Here is a 17,253-nt window from a genome sequence, read left to right on the forward strand (position 1 = left end):
CAAAGGGGTCCAGGTTCAGAGACCGCCGACAGTAGGGACCATCCCCGCGGGTGCGGGGAGCAGTTGATCTTCCGGATCGACCCCGCGGTGGTGTCGGGACCATCCCCGCGGGTGCGGGGAGCAGGGGGACGAGCGCCAGGACGAGGGCGCGGAACCGGGACCATCCCCGCGGGTGCGGGGAGCAGTGGTTGCAGTAGTTGCGGACGTCGTCCGTGTTGGGACCATCCCCGCGGGTGCGGGGAGCAGGCCGCGCCCCGCCTCGGGCCCGATGGCGCGCAGGGACCATCCCCGCGGGTGCGGGGAGCAGCCTCGGTCCGGGGGCACCTGTGGTTTTCGGGTGGGACCATCCCCGCGGGTGCGGGGAGCAGAACCGAAGGAAGCTCGATGCCCTTCGGAACGAGGGACCATCCCCGCGGGTGCGGGGAGCAGGAGTAGCGGCCCTGTACGGTCCGGCAAGGCTTGGGACCATCCCCGCGGGTGCGGGGAGCAGCTCGGCGCGTGGGCCGAGGAGCTGCGGTTCGGGGGACCATCCCCGCGGGTGCGGGGAGCAGCCTGTTCCCGCATCGAATGCCATTCCCGGCATGGGACCATCCCCGCGGGTGCGGGGAGCAGGCCGACGAGGTGTCGATGGCGGTGAGCTTGCCGGGACCATCCCCGCGGGTGCGGGGAGCAGCTACCTCCGTGGTCATCGGGCGGGCCGCCCCGGGGACCATCCCCGCGGGTGCGGGGAGCAGGGGCGTCCCCTCACCGAAGGCGACACCGTCGCGGGACCATCCCCGCGGGTGCGGGGAGCAGGTCCAGTCCGGGCCGAGGTTCTTTCCGGTCGGGGGACCATCCCCGCGGGTGCGGGGAGCAGGACGTGGAGCACGTCCGCTGGCACGAGACCGAGGGACCATCCCCGCGGGTGCGGGGAGCAGACGCCCTGCCCGCTGCCGCCGCTCCCCGAGTAGGGACCATCCCCGCGGGTGCGGGGAGCAGGTCGTAGGTGATGCCGATATCCCCGCCCGCCGTGGGACCATCCCCGCGGGTGCGGGGAGCAGGTCGCGTTGACGGTGAGGGCCGCGCCCACACCGGGACCATCCCCGCGGGTGCGGGGAGCAGCTCCCTTGTAGCGGTGGCCATGCCCCCGGACCGGGACCATCCCCGCGGGTGCGGGGAGCAGCCGAACTTCCCCGATGGTTGCAGGCTGAATGCGGGACCATCCCCGCGGGTGCGGGGAGCAGGGCATGACAAGCACCTCAATCGCGCTCGCCGTGGGACCATCCCCGCGGGTGCGGGGAGCAGCCCGGGACTTCTTCTTCTGCTTCTCCCGCGGGGGGACCATCCCCGCGGGTGCGGGGAGCAGACCAGGCCGGACATGATCCCGTCGATCTCCTCGGGACCATCCCCGCGGGTGCGGGGAGCAGACTGTTTGACCTGCGAGTTTATTGTCGCAGTGCCGTGTTTTCAGTGACTTTAATAAATTCCGGCAAATTGGGCATGGGGGAGGAATCTAGATTCGTAAGCACTTCCATGGTTAGCCGATCATCGTACGTCTTGGTGATGTTGCCTTCCCTGCGGACGCTTCTGTTTGCTCGTTTTGATGTGCGGAGCCGGGACCTGCCTGTATCAATCACGGCATGAGTGATGGGGGGAACGCCCGTTCCGGCCTGTTGCGTCGGCTTGGGGAGCCGGCGCGGTCGGTGTGGGCCAAGCATGATCGTGACACCGACGGGTGGCTGCCTTTGTGGCGGCACATGGAGGACAGTGCTGCGGTAGCCGGCCTGTTGTGGGACCGATGGCTGCCCGTAGGGGTGCGGAAGGTGATCGCCGAGGCGCTGCCGCAGGGGGAGCCGGAGGCACGTGCTCTTGCCGTATGGCTCGCTGGTGTGCACGACATCGGCAAGGCCACCCCGGCGTTCGCGTGTCAGGTCGACCAGCTCGCCGACGCGATGCGCGATCAGGGACTGGAGATGCGTTCGGCCAAGGCGTTCGGGCCGGATCGTCGGATTGCGCCGCATGGTCTGGCGGGGCAGGTGCTGCTGGGGGAATGGCTGGAGGAACAGCACGGGTGGGTGTCTGCTCGGACCGGGCAGTTCACGGTTGCTGTGGGCGGGCATCATGGGGTGCCGCCCGAGCATGGTCAGATCAAAGCCCTGTACGAGCATGAGGAGTTGCTGCGAACTCCGGGTGCAAGCGGCCGTGTCTGGCGGCAGGTGCAGACCGAGCTGCTCGATGCCTGTGCCGAGCGTTTCGGTGTGGCCGAACGGCTGGGGGGGTGGCGGGCAGTCAGGCTGCCGCAGCCGGTGCAGGTGCTGCTCACCGCGCTGGTCATCGTCTCCGACTGGATCGCCAGCAATCCGGACCTCTTCCCCTACTTTCCCGATGGCGCCTCCCGTAGCGACCAGGAGCGTCTTGCCGCGGCCTGGCGAGGCCTGGACCTGCCGGCTCCGTGGCAGGCCGAGGAACCGGACCGTAGTGCTCAGGAGCTGTTCACCTCCCGGTTCGAACTGCCGGTGGGAGCGGAGATACGCCCTGTGCAGGAAGCGGCCGTGGGGCTGGCCCGGGAGATGGAGGCGCCCGGTCTGATGATCGTCGAGGCGCCGATGGGTGAGGGTAAGACGGAGGCGGCACTCGCCGTGGCCGAAATCTTCGCGGCGCGCTCGGGTGCGGGCGGGGTGTTCTTCGCACTGCCCACCATGGCCACCGGCAATGCCATGTTCCCCCGCCTGCTCGACTGGCTGGGCCGGGTGCCGGGGGTGGCAGGCTCTCGTCGCTCGGTGCACCTGGCGCATTCCAAAGCGGCTCTCAACGAGGACTTCGCCGGCCTGATGGCCCGTACGGGACGGGTCGTGGCCGTCGACGTGGACGAAGCGGCGCCCGCGTCCGGGCAGAAGCGGGGCGGACAGCACCGCGCGGGGGCCGAGCTCGTGGCGCATGCCTGGCTGCGTGGCCGTAAGAAGGCCATGCTGGCCTCGTTCGTCGCGGGCACCATCGACCAGTTGCTGTTCGCCGGGCTGAAGAGCAGGCACCTGGCGCTGCGTCACCTCGCTGTGGCCGGGAAGGTCGTCGTCATCGACGAGGCGCACGCCTACGACACGTACATGAGCGTGTACCTGGACCGGGTGCTGTCCTGGCTGGGTGCGTACCGGGTTCCGGTGGTGGTGCTGTCCGCGACCCTGCCTGCCTCACGCAGGCGTGAACTTGTTACGGCCTACTCCGGCCGGGCCGAAGCGGTGGCCCTGAAGGAGACGGAAGCGGCTGCGCCGGACGCGTACCCGCTGCTTACCGCCGTCGCTCCGGGCGGCGTTGCGCTGACCCGCCGCCCGCAGGCATCGGCCCGGTCGACAAAGGTGCGGGTGGAACGGCTCGCCGACGGCCTGGACGTCCTCGCCGACCGGCTGGAGAGCGAGCTGATCGACGGCGGGTGCGTCCTGGTGATCCGGAACACGGTCAGACGGGTACTGGAGACGGCTCGCGCACTGCGCGACAGGTTCGGCACCGAGAACGTGACCGTCGCCCACTCGTGCTTCGTCGACCTCGACCGGGCGGGCAAGGACAGCACACTCCTCCGCCTTTTCGGGCCTCCGGAGAAGACGAGCGACAGGCCCACGGGCCGGCACATCGTGGTGGCCAGCCAGGTCGCCGAGCAGTCCCTGGACGTCGACTTCGATCTGCTGGTCAGCGACCTGTGCCCGGTCGACCTGCTCCTGCAGCGCATGGGCCGCCTGCACCGCCATCGGCGTGGACAGGACCAACGAGACCGGCCCGAGCACCTGCGGACCGCGCGCTGTCTGGTGACGGGAGCCGACTGGACGGCGGACGTGCCGGCCCCGGTACGGGGATCGGTCGCCGTGTACGGGCAGTACGCCCTGCTGCGGTCGGCCGCGGTACTCCTCCCCCACCTCGACGGCGGGCCCCGGCGACCGGTGCGGCTGCCGGCCGACATCAGCCCCCTCGTGCAGAACGCGTACGGAGAAGGCCCGGTCGGGCCGGACCACTGGCAGGACGCCATGAAGGCGGCCCGCGAGCGGTTCGAGCGGCACCGCGACGACCAGGCCGAGCGCGCCGCGGTGTTCCGCCTGGGAGACGTCGGCAAACCGGGACGGCCGCTGTTCGGCTGGGTCGCCGCCGGCGTGGGAGACACCGACGACACCCCTGCCGGACGTGCGCAGGTCCGCGACAGCCGGGACAGCCTGGAGGTCGTCGTCGTGCAGCGGCGCGGTGACGGGAGCCTCGCCACCCTGCCGTGGCTCGATCCGGACGGCAAGGGTCGTCGGCGTGCGGGCCTCGATCTGCCGCAGGACGCGACGCCGACACGGTTCGCTGCACGTACGGCCGCGAGCTGCGGACTGCGGCTTCCCCTGCAGTTCTCCGGCGAGACCATGGACCGGGCCATCCAGGAGCTGGAGCAGCTGTACCTGCCCAACTGGCAGGGCAGGGACAGCCCTTGGCTCTCCGACCAGCTGATTCTCGCTCTCGACGAGGATTGTCAGACCCACCTGGCAGAGTTCGCACTCCGCTACAGCCCGAGTGACGGTCTTGAGGTGACCCGTGACGCAGACGACTGAACGCTCCGATGCCGGTGTGGGTGGGGGTGAGGTGTTGTCCTTCGACCTGACCAGCCGGCCGTGGATCGGTGTGCTGCGGTGCGACGGCTCCCAGGACGAGCTGTCGCTCCGCCAGGTCTTCGCTCAGGCCGATGATCTGCGCTGCGTCGTGGGGGAACTGGCCACCCAGGAGTTCTCCCTGGGCCGTCTCCTCCTGGCCGTTGCGCACGACGCGTTGGACGGCCCCGGCGACATCGAGGAGTGGGCGGAGCTGTGGGAGGACCCGGACTGCTTCGCTCCGGTCGAGGCGTATCTCGAGGGGCAGCGCGAGCGGTTCGACCTTGTGCACGCGGTCGCGCCGTTCCTGCAAACTGCCGGGCTCCGCACGGCGAAGGACGAGGTGTTCTCCCTCAACCGGCTCGTGGCCGACGTGCCTGCCGGGGATCCGTTCTTCAGCGCGCGGATGCCGGGCGTGGAACGGCTGTCCTTCGCCGAGGCCGCCCGCTGGGTCGTCCACGTCCACGCCTACGACACCTCCGGCATCAAGACCGGCATGGTCGGTGACGACCGGGTCAAGCGCGGCAAGGTGTACCCGCTCGGCACCGGCTGGGCGGGCGGGCTGGGCGGCGTCTTCGTGGAGGGCGGCACACTGCGCGAGACCCTGCTGCTCAATCTGGTGTCGGCGGACACCGAAGGGCTCGACTTCACCGCCGACGACCGGCCGGCCTGGCGCCGTGAGCCCTGCGGGCCGGGCTCCGACGGGCGAGCCGCGACCGGCCTGCGTGACCTGTACACCTGGCAGTCGCGCCGGGTGCGTCTGCACCACGACGCGGACGGTGTCCACGGTGTCGTCCTCGGCTACGGCGATCCCCTCGCTTCCCGGAATGCGCACCGCAGCGAGCCGATGACCGCGTGGCGGCGCAGTCCCGCACAGGAGAAGAAGCTGGGGCGGTCCCCCGTCTTTCTGCCGCTGGAACACGATCCGGCCCGTTCGGCCTGGCGGGGCATCACCGCGCTCCTCGCCGACCGGCTCGAGGACACCGGCGGTAGCGAGGGGCCCTCGCGGCTGCGGCCGCGGATCCTCGAGTGGATCGCGCGGCTGGTGACCGAGGGCTACCTCTCCCGTCGTTTCCTCGTCCGTGCCCGGGTCGCGGGCGTCAGGTACGGGACCCAGCAGTCCGTGGTCGACGAGGTGGTCGACGACCGCTTGGCGATGCCGGTCGTCCTGCTGCACGGGCAGGACCCCGCCTACGCCGGGCAGGCGATTGCCGCGGCCGAGGACGCCGACCGGGCGGTGCGGGCGCTGGGTGACCTCGCGGCCGATCTGGCCCGGGCCACCGGAGCCGAGCAGGAGGGGCCGAAGTCCGCGGCCCGTGCCGAGGGATTCGACGCGCTCGACCAGCCCTACCGCGGATGGCTGTCCGACATGGCGCAGACTTCCGACCCCTTCGAGCACCGGCACACGTGGCAGCGCCAGGTACGGCAGACGGTGGGCCGTCTCGGTGACCGTCTCATCACCGCCGCGGGCGACGCGGCCTGGGAGGGTCGGATCGCCGCCGACACCAAGGGCGGCAGCCACTGGCTGAACGCGGGCCTGGCCGACGTCTGGTTCCGGGGACGACTGGCCAGAGCACTGGGAAATCCCGATGCCTCGAGCTCCCCGAGCTCCCCGAACTCCGACGAGAGTGGCACCGTCTCGGTCGACGACGACGCTGCGCCCGGGCCGGCGCCCACCGGCCCGACGGGAACCGAACACGCCGCGACCGACCCGGAGGTGCACGTATGACCATCGCCGCATCCACATCAGCCCCGCCCTCCGCAGTCCCGGTTCAGCAGCAGGTCGCGGATCTCGCCGCCGCGCACATCGGCTCCTGGCAGAAGGGATACCTCGAGGACAGGCCCCACGCTGTAGGCGCTCTCGCCCGACTGCGCCGCGGCGCGGGCCGTGAAGCAGGCGAGACACCCGACCTGTGGAGTCTGATCGACACCGATCCACTTCACACTGCGGCCGCGGGAGCACGGCCGCTGGGCGAACAGGAGCTGGTGCGTGCCGAGAACGCGCTGCACGCGGCACTCACCCTGTGGGCGTTCCACCAGCAGTCCCGCGGCGTCCCCATGCACCGCCGGCACACTCGTGAGCGGCCGGCCGGCCTGGGCGCGGCGGTCCGGCGCTTGATGCCGGCCGACGGCGTCGACGAACCCGTCCGCAAGCGCCTGGTCCGCGCGGGCACCGCCCCCGACCTGGTCACGCTCACGCAGCGGCTGCGCGACCTCGTCGCCCTGCTGCGCCGCGACGACGTCCCGCTCGACTACGCACTCCTCGCCGACCAGCTCTACCTCTGGCAGTGGCCCGACGGGCCCGCCGCGGTACGCCGCCGGTGGGGCCGCTCCTTCCACGAACAGCGGCGGCCCCGGCCGGCCTCCGACGGGCCCGCCAACGGCGGTACTGCCCTGGCCTCCGACGAGAACACCACCCCGGACACCGACAAGGACGCCTCGTGAACCGCATTTTCCTGGACGTGCACGCGCTGCAGACCGTCCCGCCCAGCAACCTCAACCGGGACGACACGGGCGCGCCCAAGACGGCCGTCTACGGCGGAGTCCCCCGCGCCCGTGTCTCCAGCCAGGCGTGGAAGCGGGCCATCCGCACCTTTTTCAAGGACGAGCACCTGCTCGATCCCGCCGAGCTGGGCGTGCGGACCAAGAAGGTCGTGGAGCTGCTGGCCGACCGGATCACCGGGCTCGACCCTTCCGTCGAGCGGGAGACGGCACTGGAGCTCGCCGACGAGACGGTCAGGGCCGCGGGCTTCAAGACCGAGGTCCCCAAGCGGAAGGCCGACCAGGCGAAGAAGGACAAGGGCCCCGCCCCTGCCCCGGAGAGCAAGTACCTGGTCTTCCTCAGCTCCCGGCAGCTCGACGGCCTGGCCCGCCTCGCGATGGAAGGCGCCGCCGACATCACGGCGTTCCTGAAGACCAAGGAGAACAAGGCCCGCGCCAAGGATCTCGCGGACACCCGGCACTCCGTGGACATCGCCCTGTTCGGCCGGATGGTCGCCGATGTCGCCGACATCAACGTCGACGCCGCCGTGCAGGTCGCCCACGCCCTCAGCGTCCACCGGGTCGACAACGAGTCCGACTACTACACGGCCGTCGACGACGAGAACACCGACGAGGAGACCGGCGCCGGAATGATCGGCACCGTCGACTTCAACTCCGCGACTCTCTACCGCTATGCCGCCCTCGGCGTGCACCAGCTCGCCGCCAACCTCGGCCAGGGCCTGCGCGACGACGAACCGCGCACAGAGCCGGTCCGACGCGCCGTCGAGGCGTTCGTACAGGCCTTCGTCGACTCCCTCCCCACCGGGAAGATCAACACCTTCGGTCACCACACCGAGCCCGACGCCGTGGTCGTCAAGCTCCGCACCACCCGGCCCATCAGCTACGTCGCCGCCTTCGAGGACCCCGTACGCAGCGACGGCGGCGGACACCTGCGCGAGGCCGCCGACCGGCTCGCCGCCTACGCCGCCGATGTCGAGCGCGCCTACGGCGACCCCGACACCACCCTCACCTGGGTCCTGCGTGTCGGCCCCGCCACGCAGAAGCTCACCGGTCTCGGCACTGAGGCAGCAACGCTGCGCGAACTCGCCGCCGCCGTCGGACAGGCCGTCACCGAACGCCTGGAGAAGCCCGCATGAGCCGCACCAGCGTGCTCGCCCTTCGCCTGGCAGGCCCTCTGCAGTCCTGGGGGGCCTCCTCCCGTTTCACCCGCCGCACCACCGAATCGGCCCCGACCAAGAGCGGCGTCGTCGGCCTGCTCGCCTCGGCGGCCGGCATCGAACGCGGCGACGACACGGGCCTGGCCCCCTTGGCCGCGCTGCGGTTCGCCGTCCGCATCGACCAGCCCGGCACCCACATCCGCGACTTCCACACCGCCCACCACGGCGTCACCGGGGCGTCCATGCCGCTCTCCGAGCGTTTCTACCTCGCCGACGCCGTCTTCGTCGCCGCCGTCGAGGGCGATGACGCCCTGCTCAGCGGCCTGTACGACGCCCTGCGCGCCCCGGTCTACCTGCCGTACCTCGGCCGGCGTTCGTGTCCGCCCGCCGAGCCGGTCGATCTCGGACGGTACGAGGACACGCGCCTCGAGGACGTACTGGCGAGTGTGCCGTGGCAGGCCTCCGCCTGGTACCGCAGGCGCCACCGGACCCCGCCGACCCTGACCGTACTGCGCGAGACCAACACCGACGACGAGCCCGCCGAGCCGGCCGACATCCTGCGTGACCAGCCGGTCAGCTTCGACGCCGCCCACCGGCGGCACGCGCTGCGCACCGTCGTCACCACCGCCGTACCGACTCCGATCCCCGCGGGCGGCGGCAGCCCGCAGGACTCACACGACCCGTTCGCCGCCCTCGACGTCCTGGAGAATGAGAGCGCCTGATGTTCCTCTCCCGCTTCCGCGTCAACACCGCGCGGCCCGGCGCTCGCCGCCTGCTGTCCTCGCCCCAGGCCATGCACGCGGCCGTCATGTCGTCCTTCCCCCACCTCCTGCCGTCCGACAGCCCGGAGCCCGACGCACCGCGCGTGCTGTGGCGTCTGGACCAGCGAGCCCGCGCCGAGGTGCTGCTGTACGTCGTCAGCCCCGACCGCCCCGACCTGACGCACCTGGTCGAGCAGGCCGGCTGGCCCGCCGTCGCCGTCCCCGAGAACCCCGGCTGGCAGACCCGCCCCTACACCCCACTGCTCGAGCGACTGGCCGCCGGCGACCGCTGGGCGTTCCGGCTGACCGCGAACCCCGTGCACACAGTCCGCCGCAAGGAGGGCGAACCCCGCAAGCTCACCGCCCACCTCACACCCGTCCACCAGATGGGCTGGCTGCTCGACGAGGAACGCCAAAAGCGCCTCGGCTTCCGCATCTGCGAGAAACCGGCCGACCGACGCCTCCTGCCCGAGGGCACCACCCACCACAAGCGGCCCCACCCCGGCGACCGCTACGAGCTGGCCATACGGGACACCCGGTCCCTCTCCTTCGACAAGTCCCGCGGCTCCACCGGCCGCCGGGACAAACCGGTCACCGTCGTCACCGTCACCTTCGAAGGACGGCTGGAAGTCACCGACCCCACCACACTGCGCCGCACCCTCACCCAGGGCATCGGCCGGGCCCGCGCCTACGGCTGCGGCCTCCTCACCCTGGCCCCCGTCGCCCAGCCGACGCGGCAGGCACCATGAGCACGGTCTCCCGGCGCCCGGCACTCACTCCCCGGCAGCTCACCCGCACCGGCGAACGCCTCTCCTTCGTCTACCTGGAACGCTGCACGGTCCACCGCGACGCCAACGCCATCACGGCCCAGGACGCGGAAGGCACCACCCACATCCCCTCGGCGACCATCGGCACCCTCCTCCTCGGCCCCGGAACACGCGTCACCCACCAGGCCATGAGCGTGCTCGGTGAGACCGGTGCGGCGGTCTGCTGGGTCGGCGAACACGGCGTGCGCTACTACGCGTCCGGCCGCGCCCTCAGCCGCTCCGCCGCCCTCATGGAAGCCCAGGCCCGGCAATGGGCCAACCCCCGCAACCGCCTCGCCGTGGCACGCACGATGTACCGGCTACGCTTCCCCGACGAGGACCCCGCCGGCCTCACCCGGCACGAGCTCCTCGGCCGCGAGGGAAAACGGGGTCAAGGAGTGCTACCGGGCCGAGGCCGCCCGCACCGGCGTCCCCTGGCGGGGCCGCCGCTACACTCCCGGCGACTTCACCAGCGGCGACGCCGTCAACCAGGCCATCACCGCAGCCGCCCAGTGCATGTACGGCATCGCCCACGCCGTCGTCACCTCCCTGGGATGCAGCCCAGCCCTCGGTTTCATCCACTCCGGCCACGAACTGTCCTTCGTCCTGGACATCGCCGACCTCTACAAGACCGAGATCGGCATCCCACTCGCCTTCGACGTGGCTGCCCAGGACGAGGACGACGTCGGCCCCCGCACCCGCCGAGCACTACGGGACCGCATCAACGAGACGTCCCTGCTGAACCGGTGCGTCGACGACATCAAACGCCTCCTGCTCACGGAAACCGCCGGCTCCACCGACCCCGGCGGCGACGGCGACCGGGACGTGGTCACGCTCCACAGCGACCGCGGCCACCAGGTCGCCTCCGGCATCAACTACGACGGCCCCGAAGGCTACGGAGACGAGTCCTGGTGACCGTCATCGTCCTCACCAACTGTCCCGCCGGACTACGCGGCTTCCTCACGCGCTGGCTCTTGGAAATCTCCGCCGGCGTGTTCGTGGGCAACCCCTCGGCCCGAATCCGCGACGCGCTCTGGGAAGAGGTCCAGCAGTACGCGGGTCAAGGCCGTGCCCTCCTGGCCCACACAACGAACAACGAACAGGGCTTCACCTTCCGCACCCACGACCACGCCTGGCACCCGACCGACCACGAGGGCGTCACCCTGATCCACCGCCCCGACCTGAACGCATCCGCTCCTGACCCAGCTCCACAGAACGGACCACCACCCGGTTGGAGCAGGGCTGCCAAACGCCGACGCTTCGGAAGAGGCTGACAGACATCGCATCACTTATGCCCTATTTGCCGGACCTAGTGAAAGTACTCGAAAACCACCTGCAGCCCCAACAAAACAGCAGGTCATCCGGTCTGCTCCCCGCACCCGCGGGGATGGTCCCTGGGCCGGCGTCAGCTCCTCGCCCGGACAGCACTGCTCCCCGCACCCGCGGGGATGGTCCCGGCATCTCCGGCACGGTCGCCGCCTCCATGACCTGCTCCCCGCACCCGCGGGGATGGTCCCGCGATGGCGGCCGGGACGAGGGCGAGGACGAACTGCTCCCCGCACCCGCGGGGATGGTCCCGTCGTCGCCGAGCTCGTCCCGGCCGGCACCCTCTGCTCCCCGCACCCGCGGGGATGGTCCCGGGGCCGAAGCGGGGAGTGCCGTGGATCTGACCTGCTCCCCGCACCCGCGGGGATGGTCCCCCGAACCCGATCGTCGGAGAGACGGCGATCGACTGCTCCCCGCACCCGCGGGGATGGTCCCGATCCGGCGTTTGTCCATCAGATCTGCTTAAGCTGCTCCCCGCACCCGCGGGGATGGTCCCCGCGTAGCGGCCCCGTACAGGTGGATCTCGCGCTGCTCCCCGCACCCGCGGGGATGGTCCCCTGATGGCCAACACCGGCCCGTGGGAGATCCGCTGCTCCCCGCACCCGCGGGGATGGTCCCCGGAACGCCTCCGCCACCTTCAGCTCAAGGTCTGCTCCCCGCACCCGCGGGGATGGTCCCCGAGTGCCGGGCGGTCGGCGATGTGCCCGCACCTGCTCCCCGCACCCGCGGGGATGGTCCCGCGCCGGCCATCCCGAAGCTCCCGGTGCCCGGCTGCTCCCCGCACCCGCGGGGATGGTCCCATGACCCTGTCCCGCCGCACGGACCGCGTGCGCTGCTCCCCGCACCCGCGGGGATGGTCCCGCCACTGTTCAACCGCCCGTACGGGCAGTGGTCTGCTCCCCGCACCCGCGGGGATGGCCCCCCCATCCGGGTCCGCCTCGACGTAGACGGCGCCTGCTCCCCGCACCCGCGGGGATGGTCCCGGTCGGCTGTCGCCCGCCGGTCGAATTCGGTGCTGCTCCCCGCACCCGCGGGGATGGTCCCTGGATCGGGACCTGGAGAATCCAGGAGAACGACTGCTCCCCGCACCCGCGGGGATGGTCCCACGACCTCCAGGGCCGTGGACTCGCACAGCGACTGCTCCCCGCACCCGCGGGGATGGTCCCTCCGCCAGGCGCGCGAGGAAACGCGTGCCCGCCTGCTCCCCGCACCCGCGGGGATGGTCCCAAGCACGGGAAGGTCCCGCACGGTGGGCCCTCCCGCTCCCCGCACCCGCGGGGATGGTCCCCACGGCACGCTGTCCCAAGGCACTGTTCCCTCCTGCTCCCCGCACCCGCGGGGATGGTCCCAAGAGGTTCACCTCGTGGAACACCGGGGCCGCCTGCTCCCCGCACCCGCGGGGATGGTCCCGGCGACGGCCCCCGCCTGACCATGGAAAAGGTCTGCTCCTGCACCCGCGGGGATGGTCCCGAGGGCCTGCTCCCCACTCTCGGCAAGGTCGCCTGCTCCCCGCACCCGCAGGGATGGTCCCTACTCCGCCTTCAACGGGGGCCGGAGGACACCCTGCTCCCCGCACCCGCGGGGATGGTCCCACCCTTAGGCGTGCGACTGTCGGCCGGGCGGTCCGGAATCCCCGCGCCGACTACTTCCTGCTCTGCCCCCTGGATTGCGCTGGCTGCGGCTGCGCGACGGCGGCCTGCTGGTGCTGCACGGCCCGCTTCGCCTGTTCCTGCTGGACCGTGCGGCGTCCTGTCATCTCCCGGTCGTGCAACTCGGGGAACCTCTCGGCGATCGTCGCGCGCAGGACCTTCTCGGCGCGGGCGTGTGCGGCCTGGGCTCGATGGCTCGCGGCGAGCGTCCGGAACTTCCCGGCCCTGCGGGCTGCGCGGCTGACGTCGTCACGGTCGCGTTTGTCCATGCTGTGGCCGTGCCGGGAGGCGGTGGAGCGCATCTCCAGGAACCGCTCGGCGGCCTTGTCCGCGCGGTCGGGCACCGGCTGATCTGCTGCACCGAGGGGTTGGGCGATCCGGCTGTCCCGGACGGTCTCCCACGCCTTGTCCAGCGCCTGCCGAGCGTCGCGCCAGGAGTCGGCTACCAGGTTCCAGTACGCGGCGCGTTCTGCGGTCAGGCGCTGGGTCAGCTCGCGCTGCTCCTTCAGCGACGTGCCCGCCAGGCGCAGCGCGAGGCGGCTCTTGCCCTCGCTCTCGGCGAGCTTGGAGAGCTGGCTGGCGCGTTCCTCGGCGTGGCCGGCCGCGGCGGCTGAGGTCCTCTCGTGCTCGCGCGCGGTGGCGAGGTGGGTCTCCGCCTGGTCGAGGATTTGTCCGGCCTCGGCGGCGAACTGCTGCCCCCGGGTTGGCCGGCCCGTGGCCGCCTGCTGGTCGAGGCGGGCGGCGAGTTCGCGGGCCGTGGCCTCGGCCTTGGCGGCTTCGGCCTCGGCGTCGGCGGTTTCGTCGTACGCGTCTGCGAGGTGGAGGCCGGCGGCTCGCGCGAGCTTGTGCAGGGTGACGACCTGCATCCGGTGGGCCTCGCCGAACCGGTTGACGTTGCGCTGCTGCGCCTGGAAGACGCGGAGCTGCTTGGGCTTGCCGTCGAACAGCCCGGCGGCCGTTACGCCCTGCTCCTCGGCGGCCTGCTCGATCGCCTCGACCAGCCGGGCGGTGGTGAGCTGAGCCTTCTCGTGGGCGCGGACCGACGTGCGCGAAGTGACCAGCCGTGCCCCGGTTGCCGGGTGACATCCCGCCATGATGCGCCGGGCGGCGGCCTTGCCCTCCTCGTCCAGGGCGATGCCCTCGTCCAGGCCCAGAACCTCAAGTTCACTGCCCATCCAGACCAGGGCGGCCCCGCCCTCCAGTCGCAGTCGGTAGTCGACGGCCGGACTCCCGGTGTCACCCAGGACGACCGTCTCGCCCTCGCCGGCCTCCACGACGGCGCACCCGGCCTGCTCCTTGAGCCGGTACTCCACCTGCTCGTCCGCCACGATCCTCGTCAGCCAGGCCACGGCCGCCCCCTCCCCGTACCGCGCACCATGTGGGTTCGTGCTTCCCAGGTGTGCCGGGGCTCCCTGTGAGGGGAACCCCCTTTGTCCTTCCTCTTGATTTGATCACGGTACTGAGATTGGAGCTGTTCACACACGGCACTCCGGTGGTCGTGCGCAGAGTAGGTGTCAGTGGGATGCGCAGGGTTACGGCAGTGGGAGCGCAGAGTCCGGGGGTTGGTAAGGGAGCGGGGCGAGGGCGGCAGTTTCGCGGACGAAGGCGGTCAGGTCGATGGCCTGGCAGCGGTAGCCGTCGTTGGGGAAGGCGTGCACGGGCGGCTTGAGGTACGCGTCGTCGTCGGTGTCGGGCCAGATGAGCCACACGGTGGCGTCCGCGCGGGTGCCGAGTTCGGCGAGCAGGTCGAGGGCGCCGTCGGGGAGCCGGTGGGCGCGGTCGATGACGAGGTGGCGTATCTGGCCGGTGGACAGCCAGGCGGCGCCTGGCGTCAGGCTTCGGGTGCGGAGGTACGGTCGGCGAGCAGGGTGGTGGGGCTGCTGCCGGTGGCGGTGAGGGGGTTGCGGCCTCGACTCAATCGTCGAGGTCTCCTCCGCCGCCGCGGTCGCCCGGCAGTTCTCCGCGGCCGACCACGCCGTCCGCGAGGCACGCGAGGCACGCGAGGCACGCGAGGCACGCGAGGCACGCGAGCAGCAGCGGATCATCGCGGTGTCGTTCTTCGCGCTCGCCGCGTACGTCACCGTCGACGTCGTCCGCGCACTCACCGGCACCGGGGAAGCGGAACGGTCGATCCCCGGTATCGTCATCGCCGCCCTGGCGCTGGCGATCATGCCGTTCTTGTCCGCCGCCCAGCGCAAGACCGGCCGCGAACTCGGCTCCGCCTCGGCAGTCGCCGACAACAAGCAGACGCTCCTGTGCACGTACCTGTCCGCCGTGCTCCTGGCCGGCCTGGTCCTCAACGCCACCCTCGGCTGGTCCTGGGCCGACCCCATCGCCGCCCTCGTCGTCGCGGCCATCGCCGTGAAGGAGGGGCGCGACGCCTGGCAGGGCAAGGGCTGCTGCGCGACCCCGGCCGCCACGGTCCCCGCCCAGCGGCAGGAGACGGACACCTGCGGCTGCCGCCCCGGCTGCGACTGCTGCAACTGACCAGCTCGCCTTCGTCACCAACGCCTCGGCGTCCTGCGCCGGGGCGTTCCGCACTGACGCACACCATGTCGCCGACCACTGACACTCTCGTGTCGTCCGACATCATTGGGAACGCAAAGTCCGTGTCACCGTGTCACCGTGTCAGTAGGCAATGGCCGACCGAGGCACGGTGGAGGGCCTCTGCCGCCGTGCGGCACTGCCGCACGGCGGAGCGGCGGACGTTCAGCGGGAGAGCCAGGCGCGCCCGGCAGTGGCCGGGCGGGCGAAGACGTCGCCGACCTCTCCATACACGAAGGCCCGGATGGCCTCAGCAACCTGGTGGGCGCCGGCGGGAGACGCCGGAGCCATGATCGGCACGCGGCGGACGTGCATCTCACTGAAGGCGAAGAACCAGCCTCCGTCGTTCGAGATGGCGACGAGGATGTCCGAGTCGCCGCTCTGTCCACCTCGCGGGGTGGCGGGGCCGCGGTCTACGACGACATAGTCGCGGCGTGCGCCGAGCTGGGCCCTGAGGCCGACCTCCTCGGAGACCAGAGCCTCGAACAGGAAGCCCGTCAGGGAAGTGACCTCCGCGTCGGTGCGCTCGATCTCCAGGTCGCGCTCGTACGGGCAGGCGGCAATGTCGAGCAAGCCTTCAGCCATGTTCTCTGTCCAGCTCCACTGGGCGGGAGGCACGGAGTGCTCACCACCGATGACCCACAGGCTGGTGAGCAGCTCGGCAGCGTGCTCCAGGACGCTCGGCACGTACAGGGCGGGGAGCCTATCGGCTGCGGCCTCGACGGCGGCGTACGCCTCGGCGGAAAAGATCGGGCGGTCGTCTGCGATGGAGCTGTAGGTGATGCTCATTCTTCCCTCTCATGTGGCCCGAGGCCGGTGTCGACGGCCCCGGCTCCATGCTGTCGTCCCGTGGCGCCCGAGCGGGCCGAAATGGGGTCACTGACACAACCCTGCGCAGCACTGAGCTGCCGCCAACCTGAATTCGCAGGTCAAAGGGCTGGTGTGGTCGGTCCTCGGGGTGCTCGTGCTGGTCGGGCGGGAGCCCATCGAGAAGATCGTCTGGCAGGGATCGGGATTGTCTCCGAAACGGAGTCAGGGGCGGCGCTCTGGCCCGTACACCTGGGCCGGGCGCAGTCCGCTGCTGGCCAGCGCATGACATCCTGGCCCCGTGCTCCTGAACGATCCCGCCAGCAGTGTCGACCTCCGCCCAGTGCGCTATCAGTTCGCCACCGTTCGGGGTGACTCGTTCGACGACAACTGGCTGGTCATTGAGGGCACGGTGGCGACTCCTGAGGGAAAGTGGTCGTTCGCCGATCCGTGTTTGCTCACCGACGAGGCCCGTCAGGTGTCCGCGTGGCTGCGCGCGGTGGCCGCAGGGACGGTGGACGTCACCGAACCTGATGCCGAAGGTGAGCTGTCGCCGGACACGTGGTTCATCGAACCGGTCGTGGCTTTCAGCCTCGCCCATCGAATCGAGGGCGGGACCGCGGTGATCCGCGTGCATCTGTCTCTGGAGGCGGCGCCTCCATGGCAACAGGGCGATGATGGGCCTGACATCTACCAGTACGTCGTGGAGGTCAGCTTGGACGCCGCAGCGCTGCTGTACGCGGCTGACGAGTGGGACCTCTTCCTGGCTTCCCTCCCGCCCCGCTGATCCAGCCCCCCCGTTATCTTTTTCGCGGTCCTGCAAGAGGGCCGCTGGCCTCCGGGCCCGGCATGGCTGTTGCCCCCTGTCGATGGGATGACAATGCCGTTGCTTTTGCGGGGGCCGGGCGAGCAGTAACCCCCACCACCAAGAGCTGCCCTGGATGAACGATCCGCCAGTCGACTCATCCGAACGTCTTTCACGGAAGTGCGGACAAAACCATGAACTTCCCCACCGGCTGCTTGGAGGTTCCTCACACCTGCTCACCGTGATTCCCCACCTGCAGCAGACTGCGGACCAGTGTCGTTGGGGCGGGGCCAGCTGCTGCTGGGCCACG

Annotated in this window: 10 protein-coding genes, 2 pseudogenes and 2 CRISPR repeat arrays; of the genes and pseudogenes, 10 read left to right on the forward strand and 2 right to left on the reverse strand. The window is 71.1% G+C overall.

The genetic code is table 11. The features are described 5' to 3' along the window. Positions 1-34: 34 nt before the first annotated feature. Positions 35-1,406: direct repeats of the CRISPR family, unit length 29 nt; unit sequence GGGACCATCCCCGCGGGTGCGGGGAGCAG. 330 nt (positions 1,407-1,736) lie between these two features. From cas3 to cas2e, 8 genes and pseudogenes are all read left to right on the forward strand, one after another. Beyond that, a complete protein-coding gene (cas3, locus tag ACP4IX_RS29455) occupies positions 1,737-4,550 on the forward strand; it encodes a CRISPR-associated helicase Cas3' (protein WP_426557543.1) in 2,814 nt (937 codons plus the stop codon). After that, on the forward strand, positions 4,534-6,315 hold the full coding sequence (gene casA, locus ACP4IX_RS29460) for a type I-E CRISPR-associated protein Cse1/CasA (protein WP_426557545.1): 1,782 nt from the start codon (positions 4,534-4,536) through the stop codon (positions 6,313-6,315). Before cas3 ends, casA begins: the two co-directional genes overlap by 17 nt. Next, the gene (gene casB, locus ACP4IX_RS29465) at positions 6,312-7,031 is read left to right on the forward strand and encodes a type I-E CRISPR-associated protein Cse2/CasB (protein WP_426557547.1); all 720 of its coding nucleotides are present in this window, start codon (positions 6,312-6,314) and stop codon (positions 7,029-7,031) included. The genes casA and casB overlap by 4 nt, the downstream gene beginning before the upstream one ends. After that, positions 7,028-8,224: a type I-E CRISPR-associated protein Cas7/Cse4/CasC gene (gene cas7e / locus ACP4IX_RS29470; protein WP_426557549.1), complete on the forward strand. Its 1,197-nt coding sequence runs from the start codon at positions 7,028-7,030 to the stop codon at positions 8,222-8,224. Before casB ends, cas7e begins: the two co-directional genes overlap by 4 nt. Further along, positions 8,221-8,967 (forward strand): type I-E CRISPR-associated protein Cas5/CasD, encoded by a 747-nt coding sequence (gene cas5e, locus ACP4IX_RS29475; RefSeq protein ID WP_426557551.1) that lies wholly within the window; start codon positions 8,221-8,223, stop codon positions 8,965-8,967. The genes cas7e and cas5e overlap by 4 nt, the downstream gene beginning before the upstream one ends. Continuing rightward, entirely contained in the window at positions 8,967-9,755 is a 789-nt protein-coding gene (gene cas6e, locus ACP4IX_RS29480) for a type I-E CRISPR-associated protein Cas6/Cse3/CasE (protein ID WP_426557553.1), read from the forward strand. Before cas5e ends, cas6e begins: the two co-directional genes overlap by 1 nt. Then, a pseudogene (gene cas1e, locus ACP4IX_RS29485) lies at positions 9,752-10,727 on the forward strand (type I-E CRISPR-associated endonuclease Cas1e). Before cas6e ends, cas1e begins: the two are co-directional and overlap by 4 nt. Next, entirely contained in the window at positions 10,724-11,086 is a 363-nt protein-coding gene (cas2e, locus tag ACP4IX_RS29490) for a type I-E CRISPR-associated endoribonuclease Cas2e (RefSeq protein WP_426557555.1), read from the forward strand. Before cas1e ends, cas2e begins: the two are co-directional and overlap by 4 nt. A 92-nt stretch (positions 11,087-11,178) precedes the next feature. Next, positions 11,179-12,549: direct repeats of the CRISPR family, unit length 29 nt; unit sequence CTGCTCCCCGCACCCGCGGGGATGGTCCC. Between the two features lie 231 nt (positions 12,550-12,780). Here cas2e and ACP4IX_RS29495 read toward each other — a convergent pair. Next, on the reverse strand, positions 12,781-14,136 hold the full coding sequence (locus tag ACP4IX_RS29495; protein ID WP_426557557.1) for a hypothetical protein: 1,356 nt from the start codon (positions 14,134-14,136) through the stop codon (positions 12,781-12,783). A 550-nt stretch (positions 14,137-14,686) separates the two neighbouring features. On the opposite strand from ACP4IX_RS29495, the pseudogene ACP4IX_RS29500 reads away from it, so the two are divergent. Then, positions 14,687-15,274, forward strand: a pseudogene (locus tag ACP4IX_RS29500) (cation transporter); the annotation flags it as partial. A gap of 222 nt (positions 15,275-15,496) precedes the next feature. On the opposite strand, the gene ACP4IX_RS29505 reads toward ACP4IX_RS29500, so the two are convergent. Continuing rightward, positions 15,497-16,120, reverse strand: a complete 624-nt coding sequence (locus ACP4IX_RS29505; protein WP_426557559.1) for a hypothetical protein — start codon at positions 16,118-16,120, stop codon at positions 15,497-15,499. A gap of 319 nt (positions 16,121-16,439) precedes the next feature. Between ACP4IX_RS29505 and ACP4IX_RS29510 the strand changes: the two genes are divergently transcribed. Beyond that, on the forward strand, positions 16,440-16,925 hold the full coding sequence (locus ACP4IX_RS29510) for a WapI family immunity protein (protein ID WP_426557560.1): 486 nt from the start codon (positions 16,440-16,442) through the stop codon (positions 16,923-16,925). Positions 16,926-17,253 lie beyond the last annotated feature (328 nt).

This window comes from Streptomyces sp. WG5, from assembly GCF_049974565.1.
Lineage (GTDB): Bacteria > Actinomycetota > Actinomycetes > Streptomycetales > Streptomycetaceae > Streptomyces.

Coding starts and splice junctions, on each gene's coding strand:
- cas3 (WP_426557543.1), top strand. CDS start 1,737: ATGGAGGACAGTGCTGCGGTAGCCGGCCTGTTGTGGGACCGATGGCTG.
- casB (WP_426557547.1), top strand. CDS start 6,312: ATGACCATCGCCGCATCCACATCAGCCCCGCCCTCCGCAGTCCCGGTT.
- cas5e (WP_426557551.1), top strand. CDS start 8,221: ATGAGCCGCACCAGCGTGCTCGCCCTTCGCCTGGCAGGCCCTCTGCAG.
- cas6e (WP_426557553.1), top strand. CDS start 8,967: ATGTTCCTCTCCCGCTTCCGCGTCAACACCGCGCGGCCCGGCGCTCGC.
- ACP4IX_RS29505 (WP_426557559.1), bottom strand. CDS start 16,120: ATGAGCATCACCTACAGCTCCATCGCAGACGACCGCCCGATCTTTTCC.